This window comes from Fibrobacter sp. UWB11 (assembly GCF_900143015.1).
Taxonomy (GTDB): Bacteria; Fibrobacterota; Fibrobacteria; order Fibrobacterales; family Fibrobacteraceae; genus Fibrobacter.
On sequence record NZ_FSRT01000003.1, the window covers coordinates 64,833 to 90,955 of the forward strand.

26 protein-coding genes and 1 tRNA gene are annotated in these 26,123 nt (G+C 47.7%); 6 read left to right on the forward strand and 21 right to left on the reverse strand.

Going from position 1 to position 26,123, the window contains the following annotated elements:
- Positions 1 to 5 precede the first annotated feature (5 nt).
- The 6 genes from BUQ91_RS12440 to tyrS form a co-directional block, all read right to left on the reverse strand.
- Positions 6 to 1,463: an OmpA family protein gene (locus BUQ91_RS12440; protein WP_254794427.1), complete on the reverse strand. Its 1,458-nt coding sequence runs from the start codon at positions 1,461 to 1,463 to the stop codon at positions 6 to 8.
- A 247-nt stretch (positions 1,464 to 1,710) separates the two neighbouring features.
- Complete coding sequence (locus BUQ91_RS12445) at positions 1,711 to 1,911, reverse strand: hypothetical protein (protein ID WP_014546551.1); 201 nt, start codon at positions 1,909 to 1,911, stop codon at positions 1,711 to 1,713.
- A 126-nt stretch (positions 1,912 to 2,037) separates the two neighbouring features.
- Positions 2,038 to 2,829, reverse strand: coding sequence for a 1,4-dihydroxy-6-naphthoate synthase (locus BUQ91_RS12450; RefSeq protein ID WP_072829230.1), 792 nt, complete (start codon positions 2,827 to 2,829; stop codon positions 2,038 to 2,040).
- A gap of 19 nt (positions 2,830 to 2,848) precedes the next feature.
- Entirely contained in the window at positions 2,849 to 3,559 is a 711-nt protein-coding gene (gene mqnB, locus BUQ91_RS12455) for a futalosine hydrolase (RefSeq protein ID WP_074209511.1), read from the reverse strand.
- A gap of 9 nt (positions 3,560 to 3,568) precedes the next feature.
- A complete protein-coding gene (locus tag BUQ91_RS12460) occupies positions 3,569 to 4,525 on the reverse strand; it encodes a 1-phosphofructokinase family hexose kinase (protein ID WP_072829234.1) in 957 nt (318 codons plus the stop codon).
- 8 nt (positions 4,526 to 4,533) lie between these two features.
- Entirely contained in the window at positions 4,534 to 5,751 is a 1,218-nt protein-coding gene (tyrS, locus tag BUQ91_RS12465; protein ID WP_074209512.1) for a tyrosine--tRNA ligase, read from the reverse strand.
- A 294-nt stretch (positions 5,752 to 6,045) separates the two neighbouring features.
- Between tyrS and BUQ91_RS12470 the strand changes: the two genes are divergently transcribed.
- Both BUQ91_RS12470 and BUQ91_RS12475 read left to right on the forward strand, forming a co-directional pair.
- Positions 6,046 to 6,669 (forward strand): hypothetical protein, encoded by a 624-nt coding sequence (locus BUQ91_RS12470; protein WP_074209513.1) that lies wholly within the window; start codon positions 6,046 to 6,048, stop codon positions 6,667 to 6,669.
- Between the two features lie 83 nt (positions 6,670 to 6,752).
- Positions 6,753 to 7,376 carry a hypothetical protein gene (locus BUQ91_RS12475; RefSeq protein WP_074209514.1) on the forward strand — a complete coding sequence of 208 codons (624 nt, stop codon included), beginning with the start codon at positions 6,753 to 6,755 and terminating at the stop codon, positions 7,374 to 7,376.
- A gap of 60 nt (positions 7,377 to 7,436) precedes the next feature.
- On the opposite strand, the gene BUQ91_RS12480 is transcribed toward BUQ91_RS12475, so the two are convergent.
- From BUQ91_RS12480 to BUQ91_RS12500, 5 genes are all read right to left on the reverse strand, one after another.
- On the reverse strand, positions 7,437 to 8,330 hold the full coding sequence (locus BUQ91_RS12480; protein ID WP_074209515.1) for a LysR family transcriptional regulator: 894 nt from the start codon (positions 8,328 to 8,330) through the stop codon (positions 7,437 to 7,439).
- 85 nt (positions 8,331 to 8,415) lie between these two features.
- Entirely contained in the window at positions 8,416 to 9,945 is a 1,530-nt protein-coding gene (locus tag BUQ91_RS12485) for a sigma 54-interacting transcriptional regulator (protein ID WP_074209516.1), read from the reverse strand.
- 87 nt (positions 9,946 to 10,032) lie between these two features.
- Positions 10,033 to 10,503, reverse strand: coding sequence for a GatB/YqeY domain-containing protein (locus BUQ91_RS12490; RefSeq protein ID WP_072829245.1), 471 nt, complete (start codon positions 10,501 to 10,503; stop codon positions 10,033 to 10,035).
- A 126-nt stretch (positions 10,504 to 10,629) separates the two neighbouring features.
- Positions 10,630 to 10,839, reverse strand: a complete 210-nt coding sequence (gene rpsU, locus BUQ91_RS12495; protein WP_014546541.1) for a 30S ribosomal protein S21 — start codon at positions 10,837 to 10,839, stop codon at positions 10,630 to 10,632.
- A gap of 108 nt (positions 10,840 to 10,947) precedes the next feature.
- Positions 10,948 to 12,882, reverse strand: a complete 1,935-nt coding sequence (locus tag BUQ91_RS12500; protein ID WP_072829247.1) for a SpoIIE family protein phosphatase — start codon at positions 12,880 to 12,882, stop codon at positions 10,948 to 10,950.
- Between the two features lie 333 nt (positions 12,883 to 13,215).
- Here BUQ91_RS12500 and BUQ91_RS12505 point away from each other — a divergent pair, with 333 nt between their 5' ends.
- Positions 13,216 to 13,767 (forward strand): SPOR domain-containing protein, encoded by a 552-nt coding sequence (locus tag BUQ91_RS12505; protein WP_074209517.1) that lies wholly within the window; start codon positions 13,216 to 13,218, stop codon positions 13,765 to 13,767.
- 80 nt (positions 13,768 to 13,847) lie between these two features.
- On the opposite strand, the gene BUQ91_RS12510 is transcribed toward BUQ91_RS12505, so the two are convergent.
- Positions 13,848 to 14,300: a hypothetical protein gene (locus tag BUQ91_RS12510; protein WP_074209518.1), complete on the reverse strand. Its 453-nt coding sequence runs from the start codon at positions 14,298 to 14,300 to the stop codon at positions 13,848 to 13,850.
- Between the two features lie 194 nt (positions 14,301 to 14,494).
- Between BUQ91_RS12510 and rimO the strand changes: the two genes are divergently transcribed.
- Together rimO and BUQ91_RS12520 are read left to right on the forward strand one after the other, a co-directional pair.
- Positions 14,495 to 15,808, forward strand: a complete 1,314-nt coding sequence (gene rimO / locus BUQ91_RS12515; protein ID WP_074209519.1) for a 30S ribosomal protein S12 methylthiotransferase RimO — start codon at positions 14,495 to 14,497, stop codon at positions 15,806 to 15,808.
- Positions 15,809 to 15,907: 99 nt separating this feature from the next.
- Positions 15,908 to 15,979: transfer RNA gene (locus BUQ91_RS12520), tRNA-Arg, on the forward strand.
- Between the two features lie 56 nt (positions 15,980 to 16,035).
- Here BUQ91_RS12520 and BUQ91_RS12525 read toward each other — a convergent pair.
- The 7 genes from BUQ91_RS12525 to BUQ91_RS12555 form a co-directional block, all read right to left on the reverse strand.
- Complete coding sequence (locus BUQ91_RS12525) at positions 16,036 to 17,055, reverse strand: hypothetical protein (RefSeq protein ID WP_074209520.1); 1,020 nt, start codon at positions 17,053 to 17,055, stop codon at positions 16,036 to 16,038.
- A 122-nt stretch (positions 17,056 to 17,177) separates the two neighbouring features.
- The gene (locus BUQ91_RS12530; RefSeq protein ID WP_254842355.1) at positions 17,178 to 18,242 is read right to left on the reverse strand and encodes a DUF3108 domain-containing protein; all 1,065 of its coding nucleotides are present in this window, start codon (positions 18,240 to 18,242) and stop codon (positions 17,178 to 17,180) included.
- A gap of 164 nt (positions 18,243 to 18,406) precedes the next feature.
- On the reverse strand, positions 18,407 to 18,886 hold the full coding sequence (purE, locus tag BUQ91_RS12535) for a 5-(carboxyamino)imidazole ribonucleotide mutase (RefSeq protein WP_074209521.1): 480 nt from the start codon (positions 18,884 to 18,886) through the stop codon (positions 18,407 to 18,409).
- Positions 18,887 to 18,901: 15 nt separating this feature from the next.
- Complete coding sequence (gene purD / locus BUQ91_RS12540) at positions 18,902 to 20,194, reverse strand: phosphoribosylamine--glycine ligase (RefSeq protein WP_074209522.1); 1,293 nt, start codon at positions 20,192 to 20,194, stop codon at positions 18,902 to 18,904.
- A 47-nt stretch (positions 20,195 to 20,241) separates the two neighbouring features.
- Entirely contained in the window at positions 20,242 to 20,697 is a 456-nt protein-coding gene (locus tag BUQ91_RS12545) for a hypothetical protein (protein ID WP_074209523.1), read from the reverse strand.
- Between the two features lie 36 nt (positions 20,698 to 20,733).
- Positions 20,734 to 22,167 carry a hypothetical protein gene (locus tag BUQ91_RS12550; protein WP_074209524.1) on the reverse strand — a complete coding sequence of 478 codons (1,434 nt, stop codon included), beginning with the start codon at positions 22,165 to 22,167 and terminating at the stop codon, positions 20,734 to 20,736.
- A gap of 16 nt (positions 22,168 to 22,183) precedes the next feature.
- Positions 22,184 to 23,200 carry a TonB family protein gene (locus BUQ91_RS12555; protein WP_074209525.1) on the reverse strand — a complete coding sequence of 339 codons (1,017 nt, stop codon included), beginning with the start codon at positions 23,198 to 23,200 and terminating at the stop codon, positions 22,184 to 22,186.
- A gap of 90 nt (positions 23,201 to 23,290) precedes the next feature.
- On the opposite strand from BUQ91_RS12555, the gene BUQ91_RS12560 reads away from it, so the two are divergent.
- Positions 23,291 to 24,223 carry a hypothetical protein gene (locus BUQ91_RS12560; RefSeq protein ID WP_074209526.1) on the forward strand — a complete coding sequence of 311 codons (933 nt, stop codon included), beginning with the start codon at positions 23,291 to 23,293 and terminating at the stop codon, positions 24,221 to 24,223.
- Between the two features lie 183 nt (positions 24,224 to 24,406).
- Here the strand turns inward: BUQ91_RS12560 and tsf are convergent, their stop codons facing one another.
- Together tsf and rpsB are read right to left on the reverse strand one after the other, a co-directional pair.
- The gene (gene tsf, locus BUQ91_RS12565; RefSeq protein ID WP_072829267.1) at positions 24,407 to 25,288 is read right to left on the reverse strand and encodes a translation elongation factor Ts; all 882 of its coding nucleotides are present in this window, start codon (positions 25,286 to 25,288) and stop codon (positions 24,407 to 24,409) included.
- Position 25,289: 1 nt separating this feature from the next.
- Positions 25,290 to 26,030: a 30S ribosomal protein S2 gene (rpsB, locus tag BUQ91_RS12570; protein WP_072829269.1), complete on the reverse strand. Its 741-nt coding sequence runs from the start codon at positions 26,028 to 26,030 to the stop codon at positions 25,290 to 25,292.
- Positions 26,031 to 26,123 lie beyond the last annotated feature (93 nt).

Below are 26,123 nucleotides of genomic sequence, written 5' to 3' on the forward strand. Positions count from 1 at the left end.
CTCCTTTACTTAATATCCGTGCGGGTGAACTCAATACGACGGTTCTGCGCACGTCCTTCAGGTGTTTTGTTGGAAGCAACAGGCTTTGTATCGCCCAAGCCCTTTGTAGTCATACGGCTTTCGGCAATGCCCTTTTCGACAAGGAAGTTCTTCACAGCGTTAGCACGGTCTGCGGAGAGAGTCATGTTCTTGTCCTTGTTACCGATGTTATCGGTATGACCCACAATTTCGAATGTGGCTTCAGGGAAGGTTTCCATGATATCGACAACCTTCATCAAGGAGATGTAGGAGTCCTGAGTAATGGTAGCCTTACCGGATTCGAAGTTCACACCTTCAAGAACGAAGACCTTCTTCGGCGGCTGCGGAACTTCGTCCGGGCATCCATCGTCGTCCTTGTAGTTGTTCAAAGCTTCAGCCTGTTCCGGGCAGAGGTCCACACCCTTACAGATGTGAGCGTACTGGGAAAGCATACCCTTAGCTTCAACCCACGGGTCGCAGAGACCGTCGCGGTCGTTGTCGGCATCCGGGCAACCATCGTCGTCCTGGAAACCATCGAAGTCTTCGGCTTCTTCCGGGCAGTTATCGAAACCAGAGCAAGTGCCGGCGTACTTTTCGGAGAGACCTTCTTCAGAAACCCACGGATCGCAAAGGCCATCGCCATCGGTATCCGGATTACGGGTTTCTTCGACAGCTTCTTCTTCCTTGACGACGTCAGTTGCAGTAAGACCGATATCCAACTTGCCCTTACCACGCTTGATCATCGGGGAAGTGGACTGGCAGAAGAAGTTCGGGTTACCGAGAGACGGGTTCATGAACTTCGGGTCCAAAGAAACGTTCGTGCGGTTCACCTTGATGAACTGGTTGAACGGATAGTAGTTCTTGTAGATGTTGTTGTATTCCACCTTCGTCTGACCGGCAGCCGGGTCAGCAAACACACCGTAGTAGTGGTTTTCCATGAAGATGTTGTTACGGGCGACCAAGTTGGTCGGGCCCTTCAAAGCAAGGCCAGAGTAGCCGTTGCGGAGCACAACGTTCTGTTCGATGTAAGCATCGAGAGACTTAGCACCCCAGGCGAGAATACCGGACCAGCGGTTGCCGTAGACCACGTTGTTGCGGAGCCAAGGCAGAGAAATAAAAGCACCGATACCCGTTGCATGGTTATCGATCACATAGCAATGATGGATGTAGGGGGCTGCGTTTTCGCAAAGGATACCTTCAAGACCGTTCCTCACAGTGAAGTGCGACATTTCGGCGCCCGAAGTACCCATGACGGTCGGACCGCGGCGGCCACCATCGATGATGGTAGACAATGGGTCCTCACCTTTAAGAACAACACCCATAATCAAGGTGATGTTTTCGTTATAAACACCGCGTTTGACAAGGATTGTATCCCCGGCATCCGCATTTCCGAGAGCATCTGCAATCTTTGCGAAATCGCCAGGCACGTTGATATTCTTTGCCATGGCGGTTCCTGAAAGAAGCATCGCCCCGGCCGTAATTAAGACCAGTTTCTTTAGGGTCATACTGCTACGTTTCTCCAATCATAGAACACTTAAATTCGTTAAACATACGCTTGCCTGTTTGGCAAACACAAAACCCATGGTGGAATATACCTTCAAAAATGACTTTAGTCAAATACTTTTCGTCAAAAACGCCATTTTTCGTGTAAAAATTACGCAGGTATAGCCATTTTGGGGAAAAACTTATCTGTCAATCCTCGCTCGGAAGATCGTCCTTTTCCTCCTCCTTCTTTGCACCTTGAATTGAAACACGGATCTCTTGGCAGGTCTTTTTGATATTCTGCAAGACCTTGCGAGCGCGTGTACCAGCAGACTTGTTGCCGCGTTCGAACTTTTCGTATTCGCGTTTGAAATTTTCAATTTCTAGTTCAAGATCGTTTACTAAACTCATAAGCAAACTCCAAAAAAAGATGCTTTTTGGAAAATAAATAAAGTTTTTGCTAAAAATTCGCTGTTTTGCAAAATTACGTTTACGTTTACAAACTATTACATAGGTTTGGAGTAATTCAACAACTTATCAACAGTGTGATAACCGCCACAGATTTTCCAAAGCCCTCCAACCCGCCTCACCGACATTTTCTGAAAAATCATTCACAAACATCGCGATATGGGATCGGATGACTTCTTCGTCATCGATTTGAGCTTTTTCGACAATAAATGGCGTTACCGGATTATTCCTTTGGCGGGCAATTTGCAAACTGCGACGGATTTCGCGTTCGACAGATTCGATTTCGGCAAAGGCAAGTTCCTTTTTGGCAACTGCAATCCCCAGAGGAATCGGAGAACCTGTTTCTTGCTCCCAGAAGGCCCCCAGATCCTGCAAAAGGTGGAGTCCGTCGCGCTTCCACGTAAAACGGTGTTCGTGGATAGTGACGCCCTGGAGGGTATTTTTGCTCAAGAGCCCCTGGTAGACCTCGTTAAACAACGCATAATCGATTTTTGGGGCGTTTTTGAACTTATGGGCGTACCAGAACTTGAAAAGGAGCGCAGCAGTCGTATTTGCGCCCGGAAGGGTTGTCGAAAGGTCCGGATTGAACGTACTCCCCTCCGAAGAGAGCAAAAGCGGGCCACAGCCGTACCCGATAGCGCCCCCGCAACCGAGGCAACGGTAGGTATCCCGAATTTGCGGATAGACCTGAGCACTGATTTTTGCCACATCCAGTTCGCCACGCATAACCATTTCGTTGAGTGTCTGCACGTCGGCATACGTTACTTTCCATTCGAAAGGGGAATTATCGAGCCCCTGGATCAAGGCTTCGTAGATGAACGTGTCATTGGGGCAAGTGGAAATACCGAGAGAGAGTTGCATAAGATTTAGTTGGCTGAATTTAGTGGGTAGAGCTTAGAACCGTACGAAGGGCAGAAAGAGCATCAGGAATGCGCCAGGTGGATTTGTCACGGTCGGTAGCAAAGTTGCTTACCGCACGAATTTCGAGGCAGGGCATGCCGAAAGCATGACAAATCGAGAAACAGGCGGCTCCTTCCATCGATTCGACATCGACATTGAAGTTTTCGACACGCTCAGAGGCCATCGCAGCGGTCCCCGTGCAGCAGTTTACAGAGAGACCAGCCACGGATTTCAATTTTGCAAGCCCATCGGGAACGCCTCGCAACGAAGAAGATTCGTAGACGAGTGCAGAGACCGAGTTTTGCGCATTTTCGGAGCCATTGCAAACTTTGTACCAAGGAACAAATGTTCCATCGCGCTCGACAACGCCCAAATCCCCTACCCTCTCGGAATCGACTCGAACAACATCACCAATGTTAAGTCCACGCCCTGGATAGGCGCCACAAATTCCCGCCTGCACCACATGCGTAAACGGGCCTTCCGCAGCAAAACGGGATAGCAATACAGCCAAATTTGTTGAAAATTGAAGCGAGCCAACGCCAAGAACGACCGCAAAACCGCGGCCATCGGGCAATTCAACAATTTCACCTAAACGAATGTTTTTTTGAACAAAGTTTTGACATTCAGGGAAGGTTCCAAAGAATTCCACGTTCGACGCAAAGGCAAACAAAGGAACAAAAAGGTCTTCCATGGCAAAACCTTATTCGAGACGTTCGACCTTTCCAGCAAGTTCGCTTTCAAACTCAGCGACGCGATCAAGGCTCAAGTTCCACGGGCGTTCCACTTCGCAACGAGCACAGGCTACGGCCGTTGCCTTGGCCAAGCAATTTTCAAAGCTCAAGTTTTGTTCAAAAGCATAGAGCCAGCCCGCAAAGAACGAGTCCCCAGCGCCAATGTCATTTTTGACCGTAATTGTTGGCGGCTGGAGCTGGACTCCCTGGAATTTCTTTTCCATAAGGCGGAAAGCACGAACCGGAGAATCTTCATCCGTCACGACAAGGTTCTTGATAGGCAAGCGTTCGAGAACAGCCGTTGCCGTCATCTTCCAGAACTGCGGACTAGACTTGACCAACGGAATGCTCAAGCGTTCAAGCAGCTTGCAGTATTCTAGCATATTGATTTTCAAGAGTTCGACGCCCTTCGCAAGAAGTTCATCGATTCCATCAATAGCATCGACAAAGATATGCTTGCCATTAAAGTCAAGATCATTAAACATCTTTGCGTTAAAGCCCTGCGGGAACGTTCCACAGAGAGCAACGTATTGCGTGGAATCCCAATGGTCCGTTAGCGTTTGTGCAAAATCGTCGTTCTCGGAATCGGCAAGCATCGGAGACGGTTCGACAAGTTCCGTTGTATCGCCATTGCAGGCAATGGTCGTACAGATACGCGTGTTTTCACGGATCCAAATCGGAACCTGCTGAATGCCACAAACAGAAAGCTCGTCAAAGATTTTCTCGCCATGTCCGGTCCCTAGGAAATGCATCAGACGAGGAGTGCCACCCAAAAGCTGCAAAACACGGCAGCAGTTGATGCCCTTGCCCGAAGCGTATTCCTTGACCTTGGAGATGCGGTGCACTTCGCCTGGAGTAAACTTATCCAGAAAGAACACCCTCTGCCATGCAGGATTGAGACCGAGAACTAAGATTTCCCTAGACATGATAAACCTTAGAAGTTCACCTTGTAGAACTTGCGCTTGCCCACTTGGACAACGAGTTGATCGCCACCCTTGATTTCAATCTGGGCCTGCGGGTCTGCAAGTTTTTCACCGCCAATCTTGACGCCACCGTTCTGCACCATGCGACGAGCTTCACCCTTGGAAGCAAAAGCCTTGATGTTCACGAGGAGATCGAGAGCGCCATAAGAACCGGCATCAACGCTACATTCGGCAGCATCGCTCGGAATGGCGTTACCGCTGTGAATTTCACGTTCCTTGGCGGCAGCAGCTTCGGCAGCTTCGGCACCATAGTACTGCGTCACGATGTCGATAGCGAGGCGATGCTTGGCTTCGTTGGGGTTCATCTTGCCCGAAGCGACATCAGCCATCATCTGCTTGACTTCTTCGAGCGGGATGTTCGTCAAAAGTTCGAACCAGTTTTCGACAATGCTGTCGGAGAGGCTGTAAATCTTGTGGTACATCACGTCAGCAGGTTCGTTAAGGCCAACGTAGTTACCGATGGACTTAGACATCTTGACCTTGCCGTCAGTACCGAGGAGAATCGGCATGAAAAGACCGATCTGCGGTTCCATGCCTTCGAAAAGCTGAAGGTCGCGGCCACGGAGTACGTTGAACTTTTGGTCGGTACCGCCGAGTTCCACGTCGCTCTGGATAGCAACGGAATCGTAGCCCTGCATCATCGGATACATGAATTCGTGCAGGCTGATCGGCGTATTGGCTGCATAGCGGTTATGGAAGTCTTCACGTTCGAGCATCTGGGCGACAGTGAACTGTCCCATGAGTTCGGTAACCTTGCTGAACGGAAGCTTGGAGAACCATTCACCATTATAATGGATTTCAACCTGATCGCGACGAACAACCTTGAAGAACTGTTCCTGGTATTCCTTTGCGTTTTCGAGCACCTGTTCGTGCGTGAGACGCGGACGGGCCTTATTGCGGCCGCTCGGGTCGCCAATCTGTGCCGTGTAGTCGCCCACAATGAGCACAACAGTATGACCGAGGTCCTGGAACTGGCGGAGCTTGCGCATCACGACCGTATGGCCAAAATGGACATCCGGAGCCGTCGGGTCCACACCCATCTTGATACGGAGTGGAACGCCGGTGTCGTAAGACTTCTGGAGTTTCTTTTCGAGTTCGTCTTGCGGCACAATGTCAGTAACGCCGCGCATCAAAATTTCAAGCTGTTCTTTTACAGGACGGAATTGCATGATTCTAGTTAATTGGTTAGTGGTTAGTGATTAGTGGTTAGAAAGAAGCTAACGGCGCCAATCACTGGAAGCCCATTTTGAAGGAATGGATAATCATAACGTGGGTAAAGATAGTAATCAGGAGAGCGGTAAATTGCACCCGTAAACACAAGAACACTCTGATAAACAGCCAACTTTGTATCACCAAGATACACGTAAACGTATTTTTACACATAATCAAAATCTAAACGCTTTGAAAAAAACTGCGATTTATTAGCTTTGCATAAAACAAAAAACTTATCAGGAAAACATTATATGAAAAAATTTCTTTTGTCTATTGCTCTCGCTGCTGTGAGCGCATTTGCAATTTCCGCACCGAAAACTCATGACGGTTTCTTCTTGAACGGCACGATGGGCTTTGGCTACTCCGGCTTTGAAGAAGAAGTTGAAAAGGGATTGGCCACTTTGGAATGCAAGGGCTTTGCATACGAAGGCTCATTCAAGATTGGTGGTGCAGTCACTCAGAACGTTATCCTGCACGCAACAATTGGCCTGAACGTTCTTTTCCCGGATCTCGAAGGTAAGGAAAGAGGCTACTCTGGATCTCAAAAGATTGCTCACGATGGCTTCAATATTTTCATGCTCGGTGGCGGCCTCACCTACTTCTTCCCTAGCGAAAGCAACATCTATGTGAGTGCTTCTGTAGGCTTGACAGACATCAGCATCACCTTCGATGGCAATGATTATGACCTTACCGACCTTGATAACGGCATCGGTTTCAACATTACCGTTGGCAAGGAATGGTGGATGAATGACGAACTCGGTCTCGGTGTTGCTCTTTCTTACACCCACAATTCCGCTGACGGCAACGTTAAAAAATATAAGGTTGAAGCTAGTTCCAACACATTTGCAATCGTAGCTTCCCTCACCTTCAACTAATCGTTTAATAAAAACTTGTATGGAGCCTCTGTGTTTTACATGGAGGCTTTTTTTAACCCGAATATCAAAAGGAGAATTTGTTCATGAGAAAAATCATTTTGCTCATCACAATTGCTGTATGTTGCGCATTTGCCACGTCAGCACCCAAAACACACGATGGCTTTTTCATGAACGGCATCGCCGGCTTGGGGTATGGAAATTACGTCAACGAGATAAAGACTGAAGGCGTCAAAATAGAAAGTAAAGGTGCGAAGCTCGAATCTGGTTTTAAAATAGGCGGAGCCATTGTCCCTAACTTTATTTTGCACGCAACCATTAATTTAAGTTCAATCGTTACAGACATCAAAGCATCTAACAGCGAAGGCGAAACTTCAACGTTACCTCTCAAAAATGAAGCCTACAAAGTCCTCGTCTTTGGTGCCGGTATTACATACTACATTCCTCATGAATCCAACATTTATTTTAGCGCTACGGCCGGTTTAGCAGATTACTCTGAATTTTGTGCCAGTGGCAGAGTCGTCACCGAGCACCACGCCAATTTCAGTTTTAACCTGTCTGTAGGCAAGGAATGGTGGGTGAACAATGAACTCGGCATAGGCGTTGCATTATCATACAATCATTCCTCTGCCGATACCAAACTTGTCGGTTATAAAGGCGAAGCCACTTTCAACTCATTTGCCGTTGTTGCCTCGTTCACTTTCAACTAATTGTTGAATCATACTTTTACAAAAGAGCCTTCACGATAAACGTGAAGGCTTTTTCGTTTTCTACTTTCGCTTGCATTGCTGACGACGACGGAGAATGTACTTCGTCAGGAAATTGTAGAACTGTTCCGTCTTGGAATTATCCTGTTTGTTGCGACGGAGCGAAATGACGATATCGCGCTTAAAGTCCGTATCGGTAATTTCGAGAAGACGGACGCGCTTGTGATCCATTTTTCCCCACGAAAGTTCCGGCCAGAATCCAACTCCGATACCCGCAGCAACAGCCTCCTTGACAACGGACGCGTTATCGCTTTCAAACGTTACATTCGTATGGAATCCGATGCTATCACAGAGTTCATTACAAATCTGGCGGTACTGTTTTGAACCATAAAGACGAATAAATTTTTCGTCCTTCAAGTCAAACAGCGATATGGAACTGAGTTTTTTGTATTGCGCGGTATTTGGAACGGCCAAGAAAATCTTTTCGGAATGGACAAACGTTTCGTCACTTTCAGTGTTGTCCAGTTCCGGTCTGTAATTCGCGTAAGTACGAACGCAGATGTCAAAGACGCTCGTTTCTTCGTTCTGCACAATATCCACATCGATGTCGGAATTACTACGCCTGTACTCAATCACAGCACTCGTAATGAGCGTCGATGCCGCAAGAACGTTCAGCTTCACGTTGTTGTTCTGCTTGTTCGCCGTTTCTTTCAAAAGCGCCGGAAGCGCCATCATATTTTCGTAAAGCGGCTGAAGCTTTTCGTAAAAGAACTTTCCGCTGTCCGTAAGCTTGATGTTACGCCCTGCATTCTTGAACAGCAATACACCTAGCTCATCTTCGAGCTTGTGTATAGCTTGCGTGAGGGCCGGTTGAACAATACAGAGGTTCTTTGCACTTTGCGTGACATGCTCCGTACGCGCCACCTCCAAGAAGTATTTGAGCTGTGTGAGTTCCATGTGTAGCAATATAGGTTTTTAGACGAGATGGAGGTGCCCGATCAAGTCGGGCATGACATTCAAGCGTGGCATGACAACATAACTGCTACTTACTAAAAGCAGTAAGGTCGATGCCGAGTTGCTTGATTTTGTAAGTCAAGATGCGCGGAGTAGTCGAAAGGCTACGGGCGGCAGCAGCCATTTTGCCCTTGGAACTCTTGAGCGCATCGCAAATGATGTCGCGTTCGTACGCTTCGACCATGAGCTTGAGGTTTCCGCTCACAGGGGTTCCGCTCGTTTCGTCTGTCTGAATCGTCGGCGGGAAGTGATGCGGGTAGATGACATCTTCTTCGGTCAAGAGAACCGCACGTTCAATGGCATTTTCGAGTTCACGCACATTACCCGGCCACGGGTAACTCATGAGCATTTCGATCGTTCCGCGAGCAAGACGGCGAACGTTTTTGCCAACCAAACGGCAATAATGTTCTACAAAGTAATCCGCCAAAAGAACAATATCGGTGCGACGCTTGCGAAGAGGCGGAACGTAAATCGGGACTATGTGAAGCTGGTAGTACAAGTCTTCGCGGAAGGTTCCTTCGGAAACCATCTGCTGCAGGTTCTTTGTCGTTGCGCAAATCACGCGCACGTTCACTTTTTTCGGAAAGCGCGCTCCAACGCGTTCCATTTCGCCCTGCTGCAGAAGTCGAAGCAACTTTATCTGCAAGTTCGGGGTGAGTTCAGCGACTTCATCGAGGAATAGCGTTCCGCCTTCGGCTTGTTCTACGCGGCCCGGCGCCTCGTTGACGACGCCAACCAAGGCGCCCTTTTCGCTACCGAAAAGTTCCCGGTCCAACACGGACTCCGGGAGGGCCGCGCAATGCACTCGCACGAACGGCCCTAAATTACGGTCAGAACGGAAATGAATGGCTTCTGCAACAAGACCTTTGCCCGTCCCGACCTCGCCCACAATGAGCGCTGGAAGCGGGCTTCGAGCCACCTGGTCGATTTGCGTGTAGACCTGTTGCATTTCAGGCGTTTTTCCGATGATGTTATCCGGTTGAAAACGTGCCTTGAGTTCCATCGCCATGCGTTCGTTTTCGGCCTTGAGGATTTCGTTTTCTTCTCGGGCCTGGCGGCGGAGTTTTACTGCAGTCGCAAGCATCTGCGCGATGATTTCGAGCAAATGAATCTGGTCGTTGAGGTTCGCTTCGTCAGGATTGTGTTCGTCGGCACTCAAGGCGCCAACGACTTCCTGTTCCATGATAATCGGGACGCAAAGGAACGCCTTATCTTCGGTCTTGCCGCGGCCCGTGCGGTCCAAGAAGTCCGGGTCTTTCGCAACAGATGGGATGATGATGGGCTTACCGGTTTCAACGACTCGGCCGGTAATACCTTCACCCACCTTATAGCGGCCCTTGCTCGCCTGGCGGCTGCTCAAGCCTTCTGCAATTTCAATAGAGATTTCGCCGGTATGGCGATTGTACAAAGTGAGAGTCGCATGTTCGACCCCCATCACCGATTCAACGGTTTGCAATACAGGATGCGCAACAGTCTCAAAATCAAGACTCTGGTTCAAAATGGAGCTGATCTTGTAGAGCAGCTCTAGTTCTTGAATTTTTGATTGAGTGTTGGGCATACAGATTTAATATAAAAAAGGCGACCCCGGAACGGAGTCCGGGGTGACAAAGCATGACTGGATGGGGCAAGCCCCAACCTCTTCGCGTTACTTCAGTGCTTCTTGCACGAGAGCGGAAGCGCGCTTGGAATCAAAGCGGCCCTTGACCTTCGGGGAAAGTTCCTTCATGATCTTTCCCATGTCCTTCGGAGAAGAGGCGCCCGTTGCAGCCTTGATTTCGGCAATGAGGGCCTTGACTTCTTCTTCGCTCATTTCGGCAGGCATGTACTTGCGGTACAAAGCGATGCAAGCTTCTTCTTCAGGAATCTTGTCCATGAAACCGCCCTTCTTGAGGATTTCGATGGCTTCCTGCTTCTGCTTTACGCTCTTGGCAAGAACGTCAATGCACATTGCATCCGTAATGGTATCCATAATCTGAGCCGGAGCGGCACCAGCCTTCATGGCTTCGTTCTTGATATCAGAATGAAGCGTACGGAGCGTTCCAAGTGTTGCAGCATCATGAGCCTTCATGGCGGTCTTGATGTCATCAAGAATCTGGGTAAGCAAAGCACAACTCATATTGATCCCGAGCGATTAGAAACGCCTCGCCCAAGCGATGAAGTTTTATAAAACACCTAATGAGTCATCGACATTCATCGACAACTCATTAAATTTTAGCAAAAATCTTCCGATTCAGAAATCGAATTAGTAGAGACGCTTGCGGTTCTGGTCAGCAATCTCTTTGAGACGCTTGCGACGAGCAGCCGTTTCAATACGCTTCTTTTCTTCGGAGGGCTTTTCGAAACGCTGACGCTTCTTGACGTCGGAAATGATACCATTCTTTTCGCAAGACTTGGTGAAACGCTTGAGAGCGCGTTCGAAAGGTTCGTTGGACTTAACAATAACGCCGATCACGATAATCCTTTGGTTAAAAATTCAATTTTTTGATAGCCAAATATACCTAAATATTTAAAATCTGTCAAGGGTAACATTTTCCAAGCACTTTCACAAGTGCTTTCCTGCTTAAAGAGCACTACCCCCTTTATATTCCATTGCAAGCATGGTAATGTCGTCAAATTGCGAGGTGTTTTTTGCAAACGCATCGATTTGGCGTTTAACAAAACGACATGTTTCACCTGTGCCCTTTCCTCCACCAATAGAAAGCGCGTCGAGTAATCGATCGTTACCGAACAATTCATTATGCTCATTAGTCGCTTCCGTCACGCCATCGGTATAAAGGAACAGCATATCGCCAGGAGCAAGGTCAAGCGTTTGCAGTCTGTAACGCGAGTTTTCCATTGCCGCAAGCACAATCCCCGCCTTGCTCTTCGCAAATTCAACGGAACCGTCCTTATGCCGGATTACAGGCGGATTATGTCCCGCCGAAGCAAATTCAACATGTCCCGTTTTCAAATCGATAAAGCCCATCCACACCGTCACGAACATGTTCGCACGGTTTCGTTTAGCAAGTTCGTAATTCGACTTTTCGAGCGTTTCGACTACGGACTTCAAGTTTTGCGCCATGGTCCTCAAAACAATTCGAGAAACCATCATAAAGAGTGCCGCAGGAACGCCCTTCCCCGAAACATCACCCACGACCACGCATAGGCGGCCATCATCCAGCTTGAAGAAATCATAAAAATCACCGCCAACCTCCTTGGCCGGTAAGAGGAACGGAGTCAATTCATGATACGGATCTTCAGAGCCCTCTTCCTTTTCGTCCATCGACAAGAATCCGATCTGGATATCCTTTGCAAAATCAAGCTCGCTTTCGATGCGGTCCAAATCCTTTTGCTTTTCCATGTGTTCTTTAAGCGACGTGCGCATGTTCAAGAACGCCCATGCAAACTGCGCAATTTCATCGCGTCCCGACAGGTGCGGGATTTCCACATCAAAGTCGCCCTGCCCCATTTTGTTAGCCGCCACAGCCAGTTCTTTAAGCGGACGGGACACTCTGGTCGAAATCACAAATATCAGGATCAGCATCACGACATAGCCTGCAAAGCACATCCACGCAAACATTTTTTCCAGGGAACGCTGACTCTCCATAAATTCATTCGCAGGCCACACAATCATGAACGTCCAGCCGTTCGATTCCATCGCCTTGAAGTAAATGACAGCATCCTTACCGTCGGCTGTGGTCCCCATGAAGAGTCCCTTCTTCATGCTTTGCACGGTCTTTTCAAATTCCGTAACCGCCTGCGCGCCAACTCCTCCAGAAATGTCGGACAAGCTCTCTTTGAAAACAATCTCGTTCTTGGGGTGCGCGATAATGGTATTATTCGCAGACAACACAACGACGTAGCCCGAGTTCGACACGGGGATTGACGCCACCGTTTCCTTGAGGAACGCAATTGACATATCCACGCAAAGGACACCCGCAAAAACGGTATTCCCGTAAGCGTCTTTCTGATAAATCGGCACCGTGTAAATCGCAATCGGCTCCCTGATAAAGTCTCCAACAAACGGTTCCTGCCAAAGCCCTTTCTGCAAGTTTTTCGTGCTCTTGTACCAAGTCTTTTCAAGATAGTCGCCACCCTTTATCAACTTGATTTCGGATCCTGAATATTGGGCAAGACGCATCACCTCCTGGTGCCACTTGGACTTGGGAGCCATACCCGGTTCGTAGGCAACGACAACGGCCAGCACCTGCGGAAGCGTTTGCCTAGCATCAAAAACGGCCTGAGTCAAGAAGTCGTCGAGATCCTTTCCCGAAAGCATTTCCTTGCCAAGCACTTCGGCATACTCGTCGCCGAGTTTCTTGCCTTTTTCAAAAAGTTTTTCGATTATGGCGACATTCGCGAGACTGATTTCTTCGCCTTTTTCTGTGAGCAGTGTCGAAAGCTCGCTTTGCACCTGAAAACTGAGAACCCCGAACAACGTCGCGAATACGATGCTGAAACCGACTAGGGTCATCATGGACTGTTTGAACGCCAGTCCGTGCATATTGAAGCCCATAAAAAACCTTTTCTTTTTACTACATCAAAAATCGTTTTTTATTACATGCAAAAATATATGTAACTTAACAAACCTTGTTTAGACCCCTTAACGATTTTTACCGGATAAAACAACCATTTTTGAGAGGAACTGCAAACGGAACGTTTTTATAATAAACATTTGAGCACCAAATATACTCAAAAAATTCGCTTTTTATTGTATTTTTTTGTAAAATTTCAACTTTTTTCATAAAAATAAATCTTCATAACTTGCGAAGTATCAAAGACTTATGTATATTCTTTGTAAGATTATTCCAATTTGCTGGAGAAAATTTTTTCAATGTGGAGTTCACCCATGAAACTGCAATCGGTATCTTTACTCGGGGCAATCACCCTTTCCTGCGCCTTACTTTGCGCCTGCGGTAGCAAGGAAGAACAACCCGCACCTCAAGTCGAAGCCAAGCCTGTTGTCGAAACACCCGCTCCAGCTCCTGTCCAGGAAGCGGCACCAGAACCTGTTCAAGAAGAACCCGCATTGGTACCTATCCAATCCCTCAGCGAAGAAAAGAGCGCTCCGGTCGAAGAACGTCCGGCACCAGTCTCTAGCGTTGAGCAGGAATCTTCCGGCCCGTTCGTGATTCAGGTGAGCATCCAGCCTTCTAGAAGAGCCGCAAATAGCGTTGTAAGCAAACTTTCTGACCAAGGCATCAAGGCTTACGTTGCCGAAGTCGAAAATCCCGGTGAACTCGAAGGCACGTTCTACCGCGTGCGCGTTGGCTACTTCTCCACTATCGCAAACGCACAGCAATTCGGCAAGGAAGTTCTCGCACCGCAGGGTTATGCCGGTTGGGTGGACAATCGCAAGAACGATCGCATTGGCCAGCCCGGCGCAAGCGAAGACATGTAATTTTACAAAAGCAACGAACTGTTAAAGGCCCCGCACTTGCGGAGCCTTTTTTAATTGAACTTAAATCAATTTAGAATCAATTAATCCCAATCTTCGTAATCTTCAAGGCCTTCTTCGCCGGCCCTTTCTGAAATTTTGCATAGATAGTTGAATTCTTCTTCGCGCTTGTCCAAATCGGCATCGGAGCTGACTTCGTGAGTTTCAACAGTATTACCATAGCACTGGACCTGATAGGAACCATCTAACCAGTGAGTTGCTTCTTCCCTTTCTTCAGCGCAGTTTTCAGCGGCTGCACCTGCATCAGGAACGGTTTCTTTCGATACGATTTCCGAATAGTAGTAGCCATCATTGCCAAGCTTTACAGTCACGGTCGATTCATAATAATAGGCGCCATCCATCATCGATTCAACAATCTTGACAGAATTTGCAGAGCGTGTAACGTTGCACTTCAAGGCAGTGTCGCTAGAACTTGTGCTAGATTCACAGCCAACCAATGCAAGCAAAGTTGCAGAAGCAAGAATAAATTTTTTCATATAAACAATCCTTATGTTAAATTATTAGAAAATAATTTAGTTAAAATTTCCGACTGTTATTTACCGACCAAAGGCTTCACCATATTCTTTCGGCAAGTTCAAGATTTTAATTGTTTTTGGGCAAAGCCCCCAAGATTTATCGATAGACGCCAACGACAAAACCACCTCCCTGCCGTAAAATCTATATTTGGGGTATGCCTACAAAAAAGCCAAAAGTATTCGTTGTGCATCTTGGATGCGCCAAGAACCAGGTCGATGCAGAAAACCTCGTCGGCGAAATGCTCCATGCAGGTTTTGCTACCTGCGATTCCGCAAACAAAGCGGACTACATCCTCGTGAACACCTGCGGTTTTATCGAAGCCGCCAAGGAAGAATCCATCAACGCAATTCTCGCACAAGCTAAAGCGAAAAAAGCAAAGCAGAAGCTCATCGTGGCAGGCTGCCTCAGCGGTCGCTACGGCGAAGAACTGATGAAGGAACTGCCCGAGGTGGACTACTGGGTCGGCACGTACAAGCCCGGCGAACTTTTGAAGAAGATGGGTATTGTCGCCCCGCAAGGCTGTGAAGCTGAGAACCTTGCCCGCATGAACTTGGGTGGATTCCCACACCACGCTTATCTGAAAATAGCAGAAGGTTGCAACCGCCGTTGTGCCTACTGCGCCATCCCGCTCATCCGCGGCAAGCAGGACTCACGTTCTATCGAAGATATCGTTGCCGAGGCCAAAGACCTCGAAGCCCAGGGCGTCAAGGAAATTACTTTGATTGCACAAGACACCACTTACTTTGGACGTGAAAAGGGCAAGAAAGGCGGCACACTAGCTCAGCTTTTGCGCGCCATTTTGGACAACACGAAAATACCGTGGATTCGCATGCTTTATTGGTACCCGATGTTCGTAGACGATGAACTTTTGGACTTGATGGCAAACGAGCCACGTCTTGTGAAGTACGTGGACATGCCCATCCAGCATGCAAGCGACAAGATGCTCAAGTACATGAAGCGCAACTACCGCAAGGCAGAACTTGTCGATCTTTTGCACAAAATCCGCGAACGCATTCCGGGTGTGACGCTCCGCAGTACAGTACTCGTCGGGTTCCCCGGTGAAACGCACGAAGATTTTGAAGAGCTGATGGAACTGTTGCAAGACGTGCAATTTGACCATTTGGGCGGTTTTGTGTTCAGCCCCGAAGAAGGTACTCCGGTGATGGAAATGGACCTCCCTGCCGTGGACGAAAGCGATGCCCGCGCAAGGCTCGAAGCGGTCACGGATTTCCAGGAAGAACTCGCTGCCGAATACGCCGAGAATATGATCGGAAAGACAGTAAAGATTATCATCGACCAGGTCGCTGAAGAAAGCGAATACCACTTCTACGGTCGAACAGAAGGCAACTCGATGGAAAATGACGACATCGTGAAAGTCATCGAAGGCGACGGTGACGTGGGAGAGTTCCACAACGCACTAGTCATGGATGCCGAACCGCATGAACTTGTGGTGAAATTGATAGACTAGGAAAAGGCGCCCCCGGCACCCCGGAACCAGTCCGGGGCAAGCTCCAGCCGGGGTGACAAACGCCTTTTTTACTATATTATACCCGCTTTAACGGCATAGGCCCGTGTATCACAATGGATAGTGTCCTTCCCTCCGAAGGAAGGTATTCCGGTTCGATTCCGGACATGGGTATTAAAAAAAAAGAGCCCGCCATGTGAACTGGCGGGCTAAACTTTTATGCGCTTAAACTAGCGGTTCCAAGCACTGGTGCCTGCAGCAGCCTTGTTGCGTTCCTTTTCACGCTGGCGGCGACGCTTTTCGGTATCATCCGGGAAGAATTCCGGGAAGGCATAACCAATCGTAATGCCAAACACGATACCCGTCTTGTCCATTCCATTCGGCTTGCCCACAACGCGAGAAGCATAGGTATCGACAGCTTCGGTCTGAGAGTCTCTCGTCTTCTTGAAGCTCGGGTTCTTTTCAGGAGCCTTGCCAAGATCCGGAGCATAGTACATACCGAAGGAGAATTGCAAGTAGTACCATTCATTAGAAAGGTAAGCAATCAACACGTCAAACTGATAACCCTTAACGGAAATCAAGCTACGAAGGCCATCGGCATCCGGTTCCATGTCGTGGTCGAAATAGACCGTACCGTAAGAAGCGGACAAGCCCAAATGAATAGGAATCTTCGGGAAGAAGTAGTAGTTAAGGCCAACTTTATAGCCCGTACCACCTTCGAGCTTCATATAATCAAATTCGCTATCCTTGACCTTCGGCAACATACCGAAAGAAGCAAAGGCGGCAACATGCCAGCGAGTAATGTATTCAATACCGGCACCGAAGCCCATGCCCATGCCAGATTCACCCATGAACGGCATACGAGAACCGAGACCTACTTCAAAAATCAAGCGATCCTTAAGCCAGTCACGACGACGTTCGGAGTTTGCATATTCATCCAAACGCTGTTCTTCTTCGAACTTTTTACGAGTGAGAAAATCGTTTCTCTGGGCAGCAGTCATGCCAGCCGTAGCAGTTTCGACATTTTCCTCTTCTTCGTCATCATCAGCAGCCTTGACGGCAGAAGATGAAGATGCTTCCGTGACAGACATAAAACCATCATCGGAATCAGCCGTGGCAGCAGGAGCTTCCACCGTTTTTTCGGCAACCGGAGCTGCCTTTTTCTTCATAGACGCTTTACGCCCCTTCGAAGGAGCAGCCCATGCAACCAAACTAGCCAAGCACAACAGCAACAACAATTTTTTCAGCATTAAAAAGCCTCGGATAAATAACCACGCTTGGAATATAACTTTTTATAGAAGTTTTTTTCGAAAACTTCATGTAAAAGTTGTATTTTCGTTTGATTTTACAATTTTGTAAGTTTCAAATAGGCCTATTCGACCTTTGTCAGCTCAGCCTTGATGCTTCCAAGCTTGATTTCGCACTGCATGAGTACCGGAAGGCGCCTGTCGTCGTCGGTAAACCAGATAAAAATGCGGCCGCTGGACTTGAAAATGCCATCGCCATCCAAAACAGGCTCGACCTTGACCGTATTGAACTCGCCAAGATCCGTTTTAATCTTTTCGCGCTTGTGGATAACGACTTTGAGTTCGTAGCGTTTCTCCCCGCTCACTGCAGCAAAACGAGATGTAGAGCCCTCTTTGAGAGGTAGGGTACGCACAAGGTAGAACGCAGACATAATGCTGTGTTCGAGCCCTTCGATGGTCACAGACGTATCGGCCGAGCGCTTTACGTAATGATTGACTGCATCCTTGAAAACAGTATCCGAAAGGAATGCCTTCTTGGCATTGCGGTCGAAGCGAATCAACGACTTGTTGTGGAACGTCCCCTCATGGAGCGACTTGCGGAACACATCCGTCATGAGTCCTTTGTTACGGACAAGCGTGTAGACAGTGTCGTGTACCGGATAAAATTTATTGACAGTCTTGTTGGCGGTTGCAAAAGTCAGGAATTCCGTCTTGCCGTCTTTGCGCGGTTTAACCTCGAGCGTAGCATAGCCAGCCGTAATGAACCCCCAGCTGAGGGTGTAAGACAACTTTTCGCCCTTCATCCACGGGGTCTTCATCTCTGGAAGAGTCTGCCATTTGGGGAGCGAAGCGGAGGAAGAAGCTATGGAACTTGAGGACTGCACTACGAGAGTCGCCGAGGACTGTGGATTAGCTAAAGCTTCTGCAACACGAGACTGCGCTGCGCTTGAGGACTGCGCGGATGAGGAGGAAGAATATTTTTTAGAACTATCTTTTAATAAGGTCCAACAGTCAAGTGATTTTTGTCCTTGACCTGCTGTAGCAAATGCGGATTCCCCAAGCCTTCCCTTTGAGCAAAGATCTGAAGAAGTTATCAAGCCAGACTGAGCAAAAACAACATGACCGGCAAATGGCACGGCCAAGAGCAATAAAAATCCAAGCAAAACACTTTTCAAAGCACGATAAAACATAGGCCCCAATACTCTTTATTAATGGACAAAATTTAAGATAAGGACAATATATAAAAGTCGAAAGCGATAGATACGGCTACATGTGCGCAAAATCAAAGAGACTGTGACAAAAAAGCAAAAAACGCTGACGAAACGCCAGCGTTTTTAATTCTGAATTAGAAGGCTTAACCTTCGATGTCTCCGAGGCCCTTGCGGTAAGCGACGAGCTTTTCGCGGACGCTTGCATCAGAGAGGGCGACGATGTGGGCGGCGAGGTAACCGGCATTCTTGCCGTTGCCGATGCCGACCGTGGCCACCGGGATTCCCGGAGGCATCTGCACGATAGAGTGCAGAGCATCGACGCCGTTGAGCGGGCCGCCCGCGCAGGGGAGACCAATCACCGGAAGAATCGTGTGCCCTGCGAGCACGCCCGGGAGGGCTGCAGCGAGGCCAGCAACACCGATGAGGACCTGAAGGCCTCGCCCGGCGGCTTCGCGAGCATACTTCGCAGTCGCATTCGGGGTGCGGTGTGCAGAGAGGATGTTGTATTCCCACACGATGCCGAACTGGTCGAGCACCGCGGTGATCTTGTCTACAGTTTCCTGGTCGGACTTGCTACCCGCAACGATACCGACCTTTGCATTCGGAACTTCATTAATCTGCATTTTCAATTCCTTTTTTTATTTGCCCATTTTCGCAAGACGGGCGAGTCCCTTCTTACCGATGTCCTTGCGGTAGAACTTGCCTTCGAACTGAACCTTTTCGCAAGCGGCGTAAGCGATGTTCAAGGCTTCCTGGAGCGTTGCACCGTGACCGACAACACCGAACACGCGACCACCGTTGGTCACCAGCTTACCGTCGACCATCTTGGTACCGGCATGAAGCACCTGGGCGCCGTTCTTTTCGGCTTCTTCGATACCCGTGACGACCTTGCCCTTTTCGTAGGAGCCCGGATAACCGGCGCTGGCGAGCACGACGATAGCGGAGCTACCCTTCGGAGCCTTCGGGGCACCGAGCTTGGCAAGTTTGCCCTTTTCAGCAGCGTCGAACAAGGCGAGCACGTCGCCATCATAGAGCGGGAGCACAATCTGGCATTCGGGGTCACCGAGGCGGCAGTTGTATTCCACGACCTTCGGGCCCTTGCTCGTAACCATGATGCCCACGTAGAGCACGCCCGTGTAGGGCTTGCCTTCGGCGGCCATACCCTTGAGGGTCGGTTCAATAATCTTTGCCTTGACTTCGTCGAGGAGAGCGTCGGTAACAACCGGAGCCGGGCTGTAAGCGCCCATTCCGCCAGTGTTCGGGCCCTTGTCGTCGTCAAAGACGCGCTTGTGGTCCTGGGCAGAGGAGAGAATCACGTAGTCCTTGCCGTCGCAAACCACGAAGATGGAAGCTTCTTCGCCATCCATGAATTCTTCGATCACGACCGTCTTGCCGGATTCGCCGAAGACGGCCTTGTCGCCGAGCATTTCTTCCACGGCGTCGTTAGCTTCCTGGTCGGTCATGCAGACGATAGCGCCCTTGCCCGCAGCGAGGCCCGACGCCTTCACCACGATCGGAGCCGGGTGTTCGGCGAGGAACTTCTTGGCAGAAGCGAGATCGGTGAAGGTCTCGAAGGCTGCCGTCGGCACGTTGTACTTCTTCATGATATCCTTGCTGAAAGCCTTGGAGCCTTCGAGCGCGGCAGCAGCCGCAGTCGGGCCGAAAGCGCGGAGACCGCGAGCGCGGAATTCATCCACCACGCCAGCGACGAGCGGGATTTCGGGGCCGATAATTGCGAGGTCAATTTTTTCGGCTACAGCGAGGTCGGCAATGGCCTTGGGGTCGGCCACATCGACCGGCACGCACTTGCCGAGGTTTGCCATGCCCGGGTTGCCCGGAGCGCACACGAGAGTGTCGCACATCGGCGACTTCTTGACTGCAAGAGCGATGGCATGTTCACGACCACCGCTACCAACGACGAGAATATTCATATAGCGTATCCTTTGTTTTTTACGAAGGGAAATGTAGAAAAAAATAACTAGTCAGCCTTTTTTGAGTTGAGTTTTTTGAACAGCAAAACAACCCCATCTACACAAAGAGCAATAGACACAGGAATCGCAATTGAATAAAGAATCATGTTCACGCCTTCGTGCGGGGAAATTTGCGGAAGGATTCTAAGAGGGCTAATCGACATGTAGTAAAAGAACAAAATGCTCTCCGGGCCGTTTGACCAATGAAGTTGCGTTTCCAATAAACCAACAAGCAGCCACGCCAAATGATAAAAGGCAACAAGCCCAAATACAGACAAGGTAAATTTAAACTTTTGCAGTTTTGATGCAAGTTTCCATAAAAAAAGAACATACGTCAAAATAGATACCAAGCCAATGGCGGACATAACAAAGCAAAAGGATGGTATCGGTGGCAGAAACAAGCCGACGACAAACAGAACCAAGCCAAAAACATATAGCGAATAGAAATAGATATTGTTCATCATTCTAGACTCATACAGATTTGCTCATCACAACCCACCTTACGGATTACCGCTCTTTGGACCGTATTCTATTTTACCGTCATGGCGGATGATTACGTAATCGCAAAGATTAAGTGGATCCGATTCCGAAAAATTTTCTTCACATCGTTTCATATGAGATTCAAATCCTCGGTGATTCCAAGGAGAAAAACGATCAATAGCAATATTGAAAAAATCTTCCCCTTTCTGAACAGCAGCATCCGAAACAAGAACATCGCCATTATCACTCAACATAAAAACATACAACGGCACGATCCAATCACTCAATTGCAGTGTCGCCACATAATTTCCCGACATATTAATTTTTTTCCAAACACTATCTTTGGAGATTTCTTCGGTCATAACAGCAAAATCTTGTTCATAAGAAAGACTCATTCCACCATCATTTCTCAAAAGTTTCTTCTGCTCAAGCCATTTTTCAAATGACGGATTTTTACGAACCGCTATAAGCGTTTTCAGAAAAAGCTTAACACTTTCAACAGGATCAGCATCAAACGACTCCGTCATACTACCAATCTTACATTGTCGAAGAATCAGTTCTCTAAACGGAGTTTTTCCTTTCAAGGATACATAAAAACCATAACATCGATTTAACTCATTATAATGAGAATTCAATTTACTTAACTCATAATGATAAGAGTAGTTCACTGCATTGATTATGAAAAAATCTTCAAATCGTTTAAAACGCGGGTCAAGACGGGCTTCTTGAATATACTGCATTTTTTCTTTGTCATCTAGCGCCTGTTGAAGGCTATCTAGCACATGATAATACGATGCAAACGGAGTCTGATTTTCCCGATAAAGTTTCAGAAACTTTTTCTCCTCAATTTTATCGGATGTTGCAGGAGACTTCACCGGTTTAGAATACCATCCCACAAATTCTTCTTGAAGTTTTTCCTCGTGCAAAGAAATGACTTTACCTTCCTTTACATGAACTGCATAATATCCATTGGCACATTCAAAAAAAAGAGAATCATTTACAAAATCAGCAACCAAAGGCTCATTCTTTTTTTCAGCAGTTTTATTCAAGATAATTTCTTGCAGAGGAATGCGAACAGAAACTATTTTGAGAGACCCAGACGATTCATAATCAAATGAACGCGCCCACGCACTGATAGTCACACTATCCAAATAGAACATCGAATCACGAATACTCCAAAAAGCCTGATATCCGCCCCCCTCAAGAGGAGTTTTAAACATGAACATGGGTCTACATGAATAACACGGACTATTATCTATTGGGCGAAACGGCCATGCCTCATAATTGCTTTTAATGTAATCATTGAGCGGAAAAGAGTTTATACGGCAAAGACCATTTTCATGAATAATATGATCCGTTCCGCCTTCAAAATGGGCTCGCTCAGGCTCCACGGTAGCCATCGCCACGCTAGCAAACAAAGCAATCAAAAATAGCAGTCGTTTCATTCGATCCATTATCACAAATCCATACTTACTTTTTATCGAACTTTAACGGCAAGGTTACGCGAGTTACATCATCTGCCTCATCAAAAGTCCATGTGGAAATTGCGTCACATATTGCTTTGTCAAATTTTTCATTTCCTGTTGATGATGACACTACTTCAATTTCACTAATTTTTCCATCGGGCGCAATAGTAAATTTTACTACGATGTCGTATTGAATTTCTGCATCTGGATGTTCACTGTTTTTTACTTCTTTTAAACGAGGCGCCTGCATTCGGTATTTCTTACGAATACTTGAAAGTTTTGGTTTGTTTTTATCGACAATCTCTTTTACATGCGAAGCTTTTCTTCTTTTAGCAGGCTTCTTTGAAAAGTCAGGATCACTTATTCCATCCCATTTTAAAGGTTTATGTGCAGAGTATGAAAGCTTTGAGTCCGTGATGTGCAACCATTGTTTATTGCAAGAATGCTTAGAACTTTCCCACGATTCAATCTGTTCCTTGCTGTATTTTTTGAGCAGAAGATTCTTATATACCTTATCGCTAAATTCTTCCTCTTTAGCAAGCAACCTTATCTTCGAGAATCCGGCGGCCTTAAGTTTTCCAAAAAACTTCTTGTATTTGTAAATACTTTCATCCTGATACGGGAACGAGACGTTTATTTCATCGCGGTCGATTTTATCAGCATTTTTCTTGCGCATTTCTTTAAGGATGGCGATTACGGAGTCCGACGGCGCCTGAGAAACGCCATAAACTCTAGCCCAAACAGGGACTTCACGAGAAATATCGCTTGTAAAAATACGGGTGGAACTAGCATCAACTTCAATCGAAGCAATTCTACCACCAACATGGCGGTCAACAACAAAGTAGCCATCAAGAATAAGAAGATTAAGGCCAGTCGTATTCGCTTTACAGAACTCATTGCTTTTCACGTCATCACCAATTAATTCTGCTAAGTATTCTCCAATTCCTGTAAACAGGGAACTCGAGGACTGCGCATATAAAACGGCAGTTAACGATAAAAGCAATGCAAGAACAAACTTCATAGATTTAAAATACAATCTTTCCACGGGCTTTTTGTTTCTGTGAGCCTTCTTTTAAGCAAATTTACATTGATAATTTTGTAATTTACTTATATGTTTAAGTTAAAACAAAATTTCCTGCTCATTTTCACAGCATTTACAATTGCCGTCGGGATTGCCGCATGCGACTCCGATAAAAACGAGCCTCAGAACACTCCCGAAAACAAAGCCGCATTTGAAAAAGCCATCAAGAAAATATCTGAAGGATTCACCAAAGACAACTCATGGATAAGCATCGCTCAATCTCCATATATTCTCACGGGAACGCTTCAAGTCGATACAAATGAAATTAAGAAAATCAAAAAAGAGAAAGGCGATTACATCGAAATCAACTTTACGGTCGATACTATTTTAAAAGGGGACGTACCATCAAAAGAAATCATTATCAACAAATATATTTGCAGACAGAAGGATAAAGCACCCTACTGCAACGATTCTAATTTATTCTTATTCAATAGCAAAAAATCTGTTATTTTTCTAACTCTTGGACCCTCGGGTGGCTACTATTTTCCAAACAGATTGCCAAACTCAATTTTCCCTGAAGCAGACAAAGTCAAAATAAAGGAGGAAATTGCAAAGCAAAATGAAATCATCGCCAACAAAACTTTCGCAAAAATCTGCCCGACAGTTCAGCATTCTTCTGAAGTAAAAAGTCTCATAGAAGACATGTTAATTGCGAGCAAAGCGAAAGACGCTTACGTTAAACTTGAGAAATTGGGCTTTCAGGCAGTTCCCGCCACCATCTGCCTAATGGACGATCGAAGAGAACTCGCTGTTAAGGGGATTTCGTTAGAAAACAAGTCCCCACAAGCTTGGGAAGCGATGCGGCATTATGGCCCCGAGGTTGTCGTTGATGTTCTTGAAGCCATTTTAAACCAAATAACCGGTAAAAGTTTTGGTTTCATTCACAACGGTGGCACAGAAGAAGAAAGAACCAGCACGGTCAACGGCTGGCGAATATTCCTGTGGCATTCATTTAACGATTAATTTATCCTAATATTTGTATAGAACAAAAAAAACTGGCCGCCCCGCGAGGGACGACCAATTTAATTTCGCTAGAGATTGCTTCACCCCTACGGGGTTCGCAATGACGTCCAAGGTTATACAGCACGGGTGCTTGCACACGTATTGGATAACCGAAGCGTCATGCGCTTGCGCAATGACGTAAGCTTAGTTACCGCGTTCGAAGCGGATGAAGTTCACGACCTTCAAGCTGGTAAGACCGAGCTGCTTTGCAACGACTTCCTGGAGGTAGTCCTTGACAGAGAGCTTCTTCGGGTTCTTTTCAGACATGAAGAATTCCTGGTCTTCGAGAACGATTTCCTTAAGGACCTTAGCCACGCGGCCATCAATCTGGCGCTGCATGAATTCAGGCTTGGTCTGCTTGCCAGAAGCTTCGATCTGAGCCTTGGCAATTTCCTTTTCCTTTTCGATCGTTTCAGCCGGAACCGCAGCATCGTTCAATGCAACCGGAGCGAAAGCAGCGGCCTGCATAGCGATGTCCTTAGCAGCCTGCTTGAGAGCAGCTTCGTCAGCAGAGCCTTCGAAAGCGAGTTCAGTGATAACACCGATCTTGCCCTTCATGTGGCTGTAAACGCCAAACACGGAGTTCGGGACCTTCTTGATTTCAGCGAACTTGCGGAAGTCAATGTTTTCCTGAATCTTCACGAGGACGTCCTGGAGGCGGTCATTGATCTTGACGCCGTCAACAACAGCGTTCTTGAGATCTTCAACGGAAGCGATAGCCTGCGTTTCGACAGCCTTGGTAGCCAAAGCAGCGAGAGCAACGAAGTCGTCGTTGTTAGAAACCGGTTCGGTTTCGCAGGTGAGTTCGAAAGCAGCAGCCTTGTCTGCGGTTTCGATAAGGTAAACGCGGCCTTCCTTAGCAGCCTTGTCTGCGCGCTTTGCAGCAACAGCAGCACCCTGCTTGCGGAGGAGTTCCAAAGCCTTTTCCATATCGCCGTCAGTTTCGGTGAGTGCCTTCTTGCACTGCATCATGCCGACGCCAGTCTTCTGGCGGAGTTCGTTAACGAGGGAAGCGGTAATCTGCATATTACTTGTCCTCGCCGTTGTCGAACTTCTTCACTTCTTCCTTGGATTCCTTCTTTTCAGCAGCGACGCGCGGCTTGACGTTAGCAGCGATGTAGTCCACAATGAGCTTGAGGGACTTCACGGCGTCGTCGTTTGCCGGAATCGGGTAGTCCACGAGGGTCGGATCGACGTTCGTGTCGCAGATGCCGATGATAGGAATGTGGAGACGGCGAGCTTCTGCAACAGCGATCTTTTCGTGAGCGAGGTCGGTCACGACGAGAAGGCCCGGGAGGTTCACCATTTCACGGATACCACCGAACACGTCGAGGAGCTTGGCGCGTTCACGATTCTTGTCGAGGACTTCCTTCTTGGAGAGAGCCTGGAAAGTACCATCCTGTTCCATAGCGTCGATCTTGTCGATCTTCTTGATGGACTTGCGAACAGTCTGGAAGTTCGTGAGCATACCGCCCAACCAACGGTTGGTGACGGAGAACTGGTTGCAGGTAGCAGCAGCGTCGAGCACGCACTGACGTGCAGTCGGCTTCGTGCCAACGAAGAGCACGGTCTTGCCAGATTCAGAAATCTTGGCAGCAGCCTTAGCAGCTTCTTCGAGGAGGTCACGAGTCTTGGAGAGGTTGAGAACGTAGATGCCGTTCTTTTCTGCCAAGATGTACGGTTTCATTTTCGGATTCCAGCGCTGAGTCTGGTGACCAAAGTGGGAGCCTGCAGCAAGCAGATCTTCGACGGAAGGCAAATTAGCCATAGTATATTTTCCTTTTCGGTTGTTACTACCCGGACTGCAATTAAGCCACAAAGCGAAGTCAATATTAATTGTACCGCGCCACCGAAGCGACTC

Excerpts from the sequence above, each read along its gene's own strand:
- BUQ91_RS12440 (WP_254794427.1), bottom strand. The coding sequence starts at position 1,463 with ATGGCAAAGAATATCAACGTGCCTGGCGATTTCGCAAAGATTGCAGAT.
- BUQ91_RS12445 (WP_014546551.1), bottom strand. The coding sequence starts at position 1,911 with ATGAGTTTAGTAAACGATCTTGAACTAGAAATTGAAAATTTCAAACGC.
- BUQ91_RS12450 (WP_072829230.1), bottom strand. The coding sequence starts at position 2,829 with ATGCAACTCTCTCTCGGTATTTCCACTTGCCCCAATGACACGTTCATC.
- mqnB (WP_074209511.1), bottom strand. The coding sequence starts at position 3,559 with ATGGAAGACCTTTTTGTTCCTTTGTTTGCCTTTGCGTCGAACGTGGAA.
- BUQ91_RS12460 (WP_072829234.1), bottom strand. The coding sequence starts at position 4,525 with ATGTCTAGGGAAATCTTAGTTCTCGGTCTCAATCCTGCATGGCAGAGG.
- tyrS (WP_074209512.1), bottom strand. The coding sequence starts at position 5,751 with ATGCAATTCCGTCCTGTAAAAGAACAGCTTGAAATTTTGATGCGCGGC.
- BUQ91_RS12470 (WP_074209513.1), top strand. The coding sequence starts at position 6,046 with ATGAAAAAATTTCTTTTGTCTATTGCTCTCGCTGCTGTGAGCGCATTT.
- BUQ91_RS12475 (WP_074209514.1), top strand. The coding sequence starts at position 6,753 with ATGAGAAAAATCATTTTGCTCATCACAATTGCTGTATGTTGCGCATTT.
- BUQ91_RS12480 (WP_074209515.1), bottom strand. The coding sequence starts at position 8,330 with ATGGAACTCACACAGCTCAAATACTTCTTGGAGGTGGCGCGTACGGAG.
- BUQ91_RS12485 (WP_074209516.1), bottom strand. The coding sequence starts at position 9,945 with ATGCCCAACACTCAATCAAAAATTCAAGAACTAGAGCTGCTCTACAAG.
- BUQ91_RS12490 (WP_072829245.1), bottom strand. The coding sequence starts at position 10,503 with ATGAGTTGTGCTTTGCTTACCCAGATTCTTGATGACATCAAGACCGCC.
- BUQ91_RS12500 (WP_072829247.1), bottom strand. The coding sequence starts at position 12,882 with ATGGGCTTCAATATGCACGGACTGGCGTTCAAACAGTCCATGATGACC.
- BUQ91_RS12505 (WP_074209517.1), top strand. The coding sequence starts at position 13,216 with ATGAAACTGCAATCGGTATCTTTACTCGGGGCAATCACCCTTTCCTGC.
- BUQ91_RS12510 (WP_074209518.1), bottom strand. The coding sequence starts at position 14,300 with ATGAAAAAATTTATTCTTGCTTCTGCAACTTTGCTTGCATTGGTTGGC.
- rimO (WP_074209519.1), top strand. The coding sequence starts at position 14,495 with ATGCCTACAAAAAAGCCAAAAGTATTCGTTGTGCATCTTGGATGCGCC.
- BUQ91_RS12525 (WP_074209520.1), bottom strand. The coding sequence starts at position 17,055 with ATGCTGAAAAAATTGTTGTTGCTGTTGTGCTTGGCTAGTTTGGTTGCA.
- BUQ91_RS12530 (WP_254842355.1), bottom strand. The coding sequence starts at position 18,242 with ATGTTTTATCGTGCTTTGAAAAGTGTTTTGCTTGGATTTTTATTGCTC.
- purE (WP_074209521.1), bottom strand. The coding sequence starts at position 18,886 with ATGCAGATTAATGAAGTTCCGAATGCAAAGGTCGGTATCGTTGCGGGT.
- purD (WP_074209522.1), bottom strand. The coding sequence starts at position 20,194 with ATGAATATTCTCGTCGTTGGTAGCGGTGGTCGTGAACATGCCATCGCT.
- BUQ91_RS12545 (WP_074209523.1), bottom strand. The coding sequence starts at position 20,697 with ATGATGAACAATATCTATTTCTATTCGCTATATGTTTTTGGCTTGGTT.
- BUQ91_RS12550 (WP_074209524.1), bottom strand. The coding sequence starts at position 22,167 with ATGGATCGAATGAAACGACTGCTATTTTTGATTGCTTTGTTTGCTAGC.
- BUQ91_RS12555 (WP_074209525.1), bottom strand. The coding sequence starts at position 23,200 with ATGAAGTTTGTTCTTGCATTGCTTTTATCGTTAACTGCCGTTTTATAT.
- BUQ91_RS12560 (WP_074209526.1), top strand. The coding sequence starts at position 23,291 with ATGTTTAAGTTAAAACAAAATTTCCTGCTCATTTTCACAGCATTTACA.
- tsf (WP_072829267.1), bottom strand. The coding sequence starts at position 25,288 with ATGCAGATTACCGCTTCCCTCGTTAACGAACTCCGCCAGAAGACTGGC.
- rpsB (WP_072829269.1), bottom strand. The coding sequence starts at position 26,030 with ATGGCTAATTTGCCTTCCGTCGAAGATCTGCTTGCTGCAGGCTCCCAC.